General features: G+C 34.8%; 8 protein-coding genes. All 8 read right to left on the reverse strand.

The window, feature by feature from the left end; all coding sequences use genetic code 11:
* On the reverse strand, positions 1-218 hold a 218-nt coding region (locus PLA23_RS05870), incomplete at its 3' end, for a hypothetical protein (protein ID WP_324474393.1).
* Positions 215-904 carry a hypothetical protein gene (locus PLA23_RS05875; RefSeq protein ID WP_324330793.1) on the reverse strand — a complete coding sequence of 230 codons (690 nt, stop codon included), beginning with the start codon at positions 902-904 and terminating at the stop codon, positions 215-217. The genes PLA23_RS05875 and PLA23_RS05870, both read right to left, overlap by 4 nt.
* A complete protein-coding gene (locus PLA23_RS05880) occupies positions 897-3,572 on the reverse strand; it encodes a hypothetical protein (RefSeq protein ID WP_324474396.1) in 2,676 nt (891 codons plus the stop codon). Before PLA23_RS05880 ends, PLA23_RS05875 begins: the two co-directional genes overlap by 8 nt.
* The gene (locus PLA23_RS05885) at positions 3,565-3,957 is read right to left on the reverse strand and encodes a hypothetical protein (RefSeq protein ID WP_324330790.1); all 393 of its coding nucleotides are present in this window, start codon (positions 3,955-3,957) and stop codon (positions 3,565-3,567) included. Before PLA23_RS05885 ends, PLA23_RS05880 begins: the two co-directional genes overlap by 8 nt.
* A 545-nt stretch (positions 3,958-4,502) precedes the next feature.
* Positions 4,503-5,606 (reverse strand): hypothetical protein, encoded by a 1,104-nt coding sequence (locus tag PLA23_RS05890; protein ID WP_324474398.1) that lies wholly within the window; start codon positions 5,604-5,606, stop codon positions 4,503-4,505.
* Positions 5,587-9,726 (reverse strand): hypothetical protein, encoded by a 4,140-nt coding sequence (locus PLA23_RS05895; RefSeq protein WP_324474401.1) that lies wholly within the window; start codon positions 9,724-9,726, stop codon positions 5,587-5,589. Before PLA23_RS05895 ends, PLA23_RS05890 begins: the two co-directional genes overlap by 20 nt.
* Positions 9,723-10,202 (reverse strand): hypothetical protein, encoded by a 480-nt coding sequence (locus tag PLA23_RS05900; RefSeq protein WP_324328559.1) that lies wholly within the window; start codon positions 10,200-10,202, stop codon positions 9,723-9,725. The genes PLA23_RS05895 and PLA23_RS05900 overlap by 4 nt, the downstream gene beginning before the upstream one ends.
* Positions 10,203-10,204: 2 nt before the next feature.
* Positions 10,205-10,563: hypothetical protein (locus PLA23_RS05905; protein ID WP_324474403.1), on the reverse strand; the 359-nt coding region annotated here is incomplete at its 5' end.

A 10,563-nucleotide genomic window follows, 5' to 3' on the forward strand; every position in this document is an offset into this window, starting at 1 on the left:
TTTCCCGCATTTAAATTATATACTCCGGTTCCTGAATTTACTTTGGCAACAGAATTTGGAACCCTTGATAAATAGATTCGTGCACCATCATCATCATCCCAAACAAATGAGTGGCCAGCGGGTCCGCTTTCATAAAATGCGAGATCATACGGTCCAACAGAAACGGGATCTCCAGCAGATAATAGTTGAATAACACGAACATAACTATCCGATGTCATATGTTTCTCTCCTTAAAAATAACATGAATAGCACCCCAGTTTATAAACGATGCTCTTACTTTAATTGGTCTGATTGTCTGTAAGGTATTACCATATTTTACAGGAGGATATCTGTTTCCATTCTCATCCAGAACAATACCATTAAATTCAATACAATCCACCATACAGTTATTATATGCCCGTGCTTTGATTTCTACAATTTCTCCTTCATATGATGGTATACTTCCCGGAAATGGAGAAACTTCACCGGGTCCTTCAGCAGATAATCTGACTTCAACAGGAAGATCGAACAGATCCGGATCTGTAATTAACGGACCAAATTTTAAATCAGTTATATCCAAAATAAGGTAAGAATTTGAGTTGTAAAAGAAATTTAAAATAAATGTATCGGTGATCGTAACGGGTATCCGGATTCTGTATTCCATGAATTCGTAAACTTGTGAAGGCGAACCTTTGAATGGCAACATTTCACGATAGGAATTTCCTTCTGCATATACCATTACGGTATCCCATGGAAACTTCTTTAGTGTCTGTCTTACTTTAAACGAAATAAATTTGTATAATTTCAAATTCTGATCTTTAATTACAATTCTTATTTTATTTATATCTGGTCCCATTCTTATACTGTAATTCTCAAGATAACTTACTGTATGAATAAATGGACCATTTATTACAATATCATCCATTATTTATCACATCCGGAACGGGATTTGTTTCTCTTTTACTGGAATGAACAGTAATCATTATTTCATAATTTGTACTACTCTTTTCTGGACGTATAGAAATATGTTTTATGCCATAGTAATGGATATTTCCAATATCCTGATTAATGTTGAATAAAAATATTGTAAAATCATATATTTTTGTCGACCATGTTAATGTCTTGTCATTTCCGATAGTTCCTAATGGAGTTGTATCTCTATATATAGTAAGACCGGGAACAGCAGCTCCTATACAAACAAACTTAATAGTAATAGAATAATATGCACGTGTTAGTTTGAACATAATTCTGGTTACCTGATCTTTTACAATAATAGCTGTTTGTTTTTCTGTATTGAATCCTTCTGATGCAAGAAATACATTGTATGTTCCGACAGGTGGAGATGAGATATAATAAGGACCTTCTCCGGTTGCATTATAAAAATCATTCATAACCTGTATTATCGAAGGTGTTTTAATATCTGTCTCTACAATTAAAATACCAGTTTCGGTAGGGGGCAAATCTTCCGGATTTTTCTCTTCCCAGTCTCCACCGATAACGATAACAGTCCCATCCTTGATTGACGATGCATCAAAAAACAATTTGTTATTTACTGGATCATGATCCAGTTTTACAGATCTTGGAATGTATGATATAATATCAAATCCCCACCATCGCTGTGGTTCTGTTGCAGTATAAATTATATTGTTGATAGTTAATGAATTTCTAACGTATGAAATGATACCAATCCCATTATGCTGATCATTTCCAAGATAATACAGATTCTGTGATAATATATACAGCGGAGCTATCTGTACATATTCACTGTCTTTAGCAACTGCCTGACTTTCAGACATTACAAAAATCCCAAGTTTATTAACCGGATCGTTATTAACCGGATCGTTATTAACCGGATCGTTATTAACCGGATTGGTTGGGGGCTCCTCACCTACTGATCCTTCTGCTGGTTTTGGCCAGTATTCATCAGTTTCCCCAAAATTATAATATGATGAATAAAAACATTCTTGAGCAGGAATCCAAGGAGGATAATTATTTCCTCCTCCTCCTCCTCCTCCTTCTCCTTCTTCTTCTCCATCATCATTTGGAGGAGAGAAAGGTTGTTCGGATTTAGGTTTGTCAGTTGCTGATTCTTCTACCAATGAAACAGTAAGAGCACCGAAAAGACCAGCCCATGTCAAAAGATTTGCAGAATTTGGAAAAATTCCACTCACTACACTAACTTTTTTTGCAGATTTTGCCATAATATCGGCATATCTTAACTGGTTCATTGCCTTTACAGTGCTTAACACATCGCTGGATCTTTCTATCGGAACACTTAACCAATCTGCTTTTCTGGCTTTATCACTTATAATCTTCATCACTTTGTCGTGATTAAAAGCCATTTGTGCTGATGTACCTTTCCATTTACCTATTGCTACACTGTACATTGCCTTGGAAAATCCAATAAAACCTAATAATACAGCAACTGATGTACATATTACGGTACCAATACCAACTATCCCCATATTTATAGTTTTTTCTAACTGGGGATCATCCGGATTTATATATAACTTCGGGAATTTTACTTCAACACCCGGATAAAGAGATGCATCAAGCCATACATCTTCACCTGTATCATCTGTTTTCCCCTTTACACCAAGGGTGAATGTACAATCTCCAACTTCTGCTTCCTGTAAATGGATTACACAGGCATCGGGCCCTTGCCAATTTGGATCATCATCAGGAGTAACATTTACATCTTTCTCCCCAAAGAACAACTTTCCATGATCAATGTAATATGCAGAAACAAAAAGTGTCTGTGGTGCATGAAAAACCCCACTAAAGTTTGCACCACCAGTCACTGGTTCGGTTCCATCTCTGGGCCATACAATAACAAGTAAATCATCAACTACTTGATTTCCTTCATAAAAACAATAAACAGATATAGTACCTTTTCTAGGACGATACTTACCTGGCTTGCCACCATACTTAAATTCCCATACTGTAGAAATATCAGATACAATTTTATTAACTCTAAAAATCTTTCCGTTATCATGATTGAACTGATATGAATCAATATCAATATATTGTTCGGATATTTCTATCAGAGATTTTGTATTTAATGAATATTTTATATCAAGATACCAGTTTGAATCCTCTAAATATTTAGGAATGGTCATTCCTAAATAACCATTTTTAAAAATACCTATTGATTGGGAGAACCAATGTTTACACCATGCTGGATCGGGGCGTACTTTGGCACAGTCTTCACAACAATACCATGGTTTGTAATTTGATGTATATCCAAAATGATCTTCTTCATCGTATTTATAAGGTCCGATCCCTGTTAGTTTATATCTTAGCTTAAGATAATCATATATAACAGTATATGAACTACCACATTTCCCTTCTATATAAACTTTACTACTAAATGGATCTATTTTTCTACCATTAATATATACCGGGTATGCTTCTAATCCATTATGTGCACCTTCTTTGGCATCCTTTACAATCCATGGAATAAAAACAGGAATTTTAATATTCTTTTGAAAGTCTTGACAATTATCAATACATGCCCATTCTATTTTCTGCCTTCTTATTTTCCCACTTGGATGGATATGGATAACATAACTTATTTGCTTAGTGCTAGTCATAAAATGCACCACAATCAATTATTGCATTCTTGATCTGATTATAATGCAAATCAAACTGATTATACTGATTTGTTTTTATTCCATTGGTGAATGTTCCTTTGTCCCCGTCACTAAATATTACATGATATAATCTTGATTCCTCAACATTAGGGGCAGTTAAAAAATTTGATACATCAGGAATATCTGGAATATCAGGGATATCATATTCACTGATCTCTACCCATCTGTTATTCTGACTATTTACCGGATCTATTTCCCAATAAAACAATTTATAAGTAGAAGTGTTTAACCAATATCTGTTTACTTCCGGATTTTCTGGTGGGGACATACCTGCATATATCCCATTTCCATTTCCACCGCCATTTGGATTTGGAGGGTATGCCATTAGTAGATCCCTCCACTCTCCATTAATATAAATCGTTTACAAGTAGAATTCACTGAAAACTTGAAATTTATTGATTCTTTGTCTGACGTGATAAAGGTATACAGATAATCCTGATTTGCTATGATTGAAGAGTTTAGAATTTCCGAAATATCAGTAGAGCCCGGTTGTTTTGTAATAACTTCAAGTTTGCCAGAATTAGCAAATGAGCATTGAATAGTCCAGATACTCGAACCGATCATTTCTCCTTTGATGTCCTGTGGGAATATTGAAGTATTTGCAATTACAGATTTATTCCTCTCGGCAATACGAGTGATTGATCGAAGATTGACACTGCCTAAATAACCTGCCATGATTACCACTAATTAAAATATTATACAGTTTGCCGTATATAAAGAAAGTGAAATAAAATAAGGATCAAAAATATTAAATATATTAAATAACCAACAGGTATGTGCACACCAAATAACAGAGAAAGTGAAGACTTCCTTTCTTCCTTCTTTGTTAGAGGGGCTTGACTCGTATTTGTATCTTAAGTCTATTTTAAATTAAGTCATTGTGTATCTTTGGATACTGAATCTGAATTTTCTGTAGCCAGTTGGTATGCGTACATATGCCTCAATATAATAATTTCCGATTCTCGATGGGAAGAATTTGATTCTACCATAAAACGCAAGTTGCATAAGGTCTGGCGTTTCACCATCCCATTTTAGTAGTCCATACGCCTGAGTATATAATGAATATCCTGAGTAATCGATATGAATAACACCACATATCTCTTCAGGTGATGAATAGTAGTTGATAATAGAGTAAAAATCAGTATATCTACAATGTTGGTTATACAGTGTATTGCATATCTTGGTAATCGGATTGTAATGTTTATGAGTACAATTATTAAAAACATTCATATTTGGATTACTTAAGTAGCATTCAGAATATGTATCAAGATAAAAAATGTGATTTGTTAATTCTTTTGAGATATCCCAATGTTTCACGGGATGAAATGAAACATTACATATTGGATTTGTTCCATAAACATATAGATAAAATTTAAAGATTCCACCAGCGGCAGCACCATTCCCATCAATTGTTCCGGATGTAATATTGCATGCACCGGATCGATGATAGCATGAAGAAGGTGTGGCAGCACATGCATTTAAATCTGATAAAATTAATGGAGTTTCATCCAGATAAAATCCGTATGATACATTAATCGTTTCCCCACCATCACATCCAACTGTATTTATAAAATATCCCGGATCTGTTGGCAATATATGATTATATAATGCTGACTGGATATCTACTTCATCGTTTGATGGATTAATTCGTATATAAAATTCTCCCTCTGGAACTCGTTTAAAGATTACGTGACCCGCACGTTGTGGGAATGTTTTTCCATTATCAGTTCGCGCACTTTTTACATATGTTCCATCTCTTTTATATAGATCGATCAATACATTTCTTAACGGCAGATCAAATCCAGCCCCGTCTATTAGACTTCCATATGCCCTGTCTCTATTAATATCATCATATACAAAGATATCTAATGTACATCCACTGCATGCTTTACAACCTTGTTTTAATTTTCCCTTTCTTCGTTGCCAGTTATCTGATTTTAAATTGGTAAGCCCTTTAGGTTGCTGAATCATCATATTCACCGTAAGGATATATATTTTTAAACTTATTATAAGTAATGTTCATTTCAAGATCATATCGTTTCCCAACATAAACGTTGATAATATTCGGGCGTTTTGTTCCAAATTCGAACACATCGGAACATCTGACGCCATCTGTTGAATTTACGAGGTTTTCTGTAAATGTAATATTTCCACCGTTATAAATATCTAACGGTGTTTCATAATCATTTATATAGATTTTTGCATATCTGATAAAATCGGATTCATCAAAACCCTTTGGAATAACGGTTACATTATTTTTATATGTTCTATTCAAAGTTTCCAGATAAATCGGATTCAGATATTTTCGTTCAAATGTTGCTGTCAGATTTTCAAGCGGCTGGACATCATTAAAATACCTGATTTTACTTGCTGCGGATGCAAGCTCTTCTTCATTAATCCCATCGATTCTGTTAGTCGGGGTTAATTTAATCTCTATTTTTGTGTCCGGAGCATTTATATTTCCAAGCGGAATCACATTTATATTATATAACTTTGGATCTTCAACAATTGCACGTGGTGTTAAAATCCGGGCATGGTACCTTCTGTCAGTTTTATTCTGTGTATAATAATCATGATCCTGTGAATTGATACCCCACAGACTCTTATAAATTTTTACAGTATTATAATCCTGTACTAGTTGCATTGGTATGACATCCTGATATCCTTTGTTTCCTAATTCAGTAAAATCACTTAAATAGTATCCATATACCTTGATAATATCGGATGTTTTTATACCTGAAACATACGCATATAATGGATATCCGTTGGTTGCCGGTTCATATGTAGTATCAAAGGTGTCTCCAATGTATAACTCTGAATATTCTCGTTTGTTTGATAAAAATGGTGTGTCATCAAGATAATGGAATCTGCATATAACTGTTACATTATTTAAAAGCATTGATGAATACCGTTTGTTATTGACAAAATTTACATCAATGTTCATTGGTGGGAGCATTCCATTCGAGACTACCGGTGGTGCTCCGGGCCATGATCTGATTTTAATTGTCTGTGTTCGTGTTGTGAAGTTTTCCACACTCTTGAAATACAGATTGGACTCTGAATTTTCTACCAGATTCATGGACACAACATCTTCTTTGTACCAAGTCGGAAACTGATTTGGATCTGGTTTAAATGATGAATTAACACCTAAATCAAATTCTTCGCAATCTGCATCACATGAATTGCTGCAGGAATCTATTAAGTTCGCATATAACAACCCGATCCTATTGTATAGTTCTTCGATGAGATTATCCAAGGGAGTTTTGTAACCACTGCAGTCATTTTGTGGATTACTGGCACATGCTCTGGCTTCATTAATTTTATTCCGGAGATTTGGAATTAATATATTGATGATGTAATTAAGTTCATCATACATTGGCTTATATACAGTTTCATGTCTGAATTTTACACGTTCATGACTTGCATGTAATCTCGATGTTATATGCTGGATTATATTGGCATACGCTTCTTTAATTTTAAGGTAATTGACATTTAACTGACCATTACAAATACTCAAAGGCTTGAGGCATTCGTAATATTCAAAGTCCTTGCACATGAATTCACAATAGTCTGTACATGAATCAGAACAGTCTGAACATTCGCATAAACATTGTTTGTATTTGGAATACATATCGAGACATGCTGCTCGCTGTGCCTGCGTTGTTGCGTTCTCTAAACATTCTTCATATCCGCTGAATTCACTGCAATTTCCGAGACATGAAGAACATTCACTTGTACATTGTGCTATACACGTATTTTCGGCGTTTTTGCAATTATTACATGATGATGATAATGCTGTAATGGAGGTTCCGAATGCATTGACTCCATTTATCAGTTCATTATAATAACTGGAGTACACTGTATAAATGTATTTGATTTCATCATGAACGAAGTTAAGATATTCACATTCGAAACAGTGTGTTGGATTTGTTGAACTGCATGGTGTGATAGCATCTGTGGCTGTTGTCAAATATTGGGTTAACTTTGTTTGAAGTGTTTGTGCGTCATTTTTGACATTTGTATACGTGGCAAAGCAATTTTGTGCATCAAGAACTGATGATGCACAATCTTCAAGATGACAATACTGATATGAATTCCACTTTAAATCTTCGATATACTTTGTTGCAAATTCATCATATACTTTGACTATATCAGATGCATCTTCATTTAAATCTTCAAATCTGTCCAAGCAATGTTTGGTTTTATTTTTTAATGTTGCAAATTTTGATTCTATTATATCCAATGAATTTAATGCACGATCAAATGTCAGATTACAATCTTCATATAATGCTTCTATCCATTCTGCACAGGTAGTAACGGGACCACCATCGAAACAATTTGTACTCTGACATACAGTGTCACTTCCACAAGCAGCAACACATGCTTCACAATCCACATATGAATTATGTTTGCCAATTGTACAGTAAATGGCACTGGTTAAGTAAAATTTAAGGGTGGCAACTTCTTCACGTGTTTTGAAAACTGAACCATAAATACGTTCACAGCCATCCAGACAATCATTGCCACAGTTTTCCATGCAGTCGAATGTATATTCAATATCTATTTCACCATACTGGTATTTTGCAGGAATGTTATCAAGATGATACAGACTGATAGTATGCATCATGCTTGGAAGTATCTCAATACAATGAGATTGAGTTGCATATTCTACAAATCTTCCTTCATTTTCTGATTTTCCAACGGTTTCCTGAATTGCATCATTTAGTGTGATGTCGAATGTGATGTCACCGGTACATGAAGCATCAATATATAATGGATCATATTTGAAAATGTCATTGTTCATTCCTTTTTGTAACTGAATAATCCCGGATTTATGATCAGTTGATTCGATTGGCGGATTGCTTGACTTGACTTCCTGAATCTTGCTCTGAAACATCTCAAATATTGTTTTGTATGTTGAGTTTACGGTGACATACATGGTGTTGTTTTTGACTTCGATTTCCGTGATCTTCCAGACACTGTCACGGGGATCTGTTGCTGGATCAACGTCATTACCGCTTTTGTAATTCATCGGAGGATCGATGGTTGAATCTCCAAGACCGTCAAAATAATCACCTTCTTTGAATCTTGGGATTACTTCAGGAAATGTAAGTTGATAACCGGTATTTTCCTGATGATTACGTTCATAAAGCATTCGTGCAGATAATGCATTCAACTCCTGCTGGGAAAAGTTTCCATCCACCCGGTAAATAGCAATTGTTCTGACGGTGGATGACATTTCAAATGAATTTTTAATGTCATTGTTATAGATATCAGCATAACCAAAAATTTCATCATTGTTGCTTAATAATTTGATAGCCTGAACCGGAGGGCCAACTAATGAAGGATCGATTACTTTATTCTCTACAAAAAATTCCTTTGGTTCAAAAACAATAGGATCTCGTGTATAACCGTATTCCAATTTAACGGGACTTGTCTTGGTCAGGTCTATGTCGATCCACATGGTGAGATTTGCAGTATCACAGATAACCTTTTTACAGGCATCAATAACACTGATATCTGAAAACATCAAAGTTGGATAGTAATTTTGTGTATTCGGAATAAATACGGATGTACCCCAAGTATTGCTTTTATCAACTGCTTCGGTTGGGATCAGAGTAACATACGGATCATAGATTTCAGCATCACTCTGCAGATCTTTACACCATTTCTTTAAGATTATATCGAGGATTTCTGACAAAGTCCTGTATTGTCTGGTAGTCTGATCCGGATTCCGGATCATGTTTCCTGATCGGAATATCCCTTTTATTTCTGAAGTTAATCTGATATGAGTCAGGAACTCCAGAATATCATTTATCTGAATTCTGTACAGATTTGAATTGGTTTTCTGTTCACATGTTTTTACAATGCCTACTTTAAAAAATTTGAGTTCCTGATTATTATAACGTAACTGAACAAGATGCTTGAATGGATCAATCTTTACCGGTGATTCGATAATTGCATAACATTTTGAGCCTGATTTAACCGAAATATATGGACTGCTTTGTAATTTTATGTTGTCATTCTGGGAAGTGGTCCATTTTTTTGTATTATTATTAAATTTATATATTACGAGTTCCCATTCTGATGTCATGGATTCACCGGATTACCTTCTCCAAAATATTTATACATCGATTCGTTATCTTCCCATATGTAGATAAGACTGGCATTGAAGTCTATCTTACCCTGTTTTAAACCTTCTCTATCAAATGCAAAGTTTTCAATTTTCCAAAGTCCATCATGTAATAACCATGCAGTATTATTCGGATCTGTTTTGACAGAAAGAACATAACCCGGTTGTATTGCATAGTCATCCAGAATGCTTGGTAATGTAAGAATTGAGTCGATTGGTGAACCAAAAGAACCGGATATCGAAGCTGTCTTTCCCTGAACTCCTAATGGAAATATCTCCGGGGGTTCTGTAGCCTGTACAACAAACTTGTTAAATTCAATATCTACTTTACAGACATTTACTGCTTTAATTTCCGGAAGTTCCTTTTTTAAAATGTAAGTGATGGTCCCATCGTTCTGAACCTTTTCCTGATAATAATTGAAGATTAGTCCAGCCATAATCAGAACTCCTTTTCTGCACGTTCATCACGAAGAAGATTGAGGGTAAATGTGCATCTGTTAATATTGCTCTGTTCTATACTTGCTTTGTCTATTCTCCATGCACTATGCAACGGGATATCTGCAATTATACCACTGTTACTGATAACGTAAAGAATCTGACCGGGTAAAAATACATTATGAACCTTTTTCTTTGGAATATTCAGAGTATTTACAAAACTTCTTAAAGAATCACATGTGCTGCCGTTTTCCAGACTACATGTCACTGTTAATTCAGTAGGTTCACGTCCGAGATCCTGATGAATAGGCTTGTCACCATAGCCCATTGTAATCGATTTCAATTTTGATTTTTTCTGGATTT

Source organism: Methanospirillum sp. (assembly GCF_035406105.1).
In the GTDB taxonomy this organism is placed as follows: Archaea; Halobacteriota; Methanomicrobia; order Methanomicrobiales; family Methanospirillaceae; genus Methanospirillum.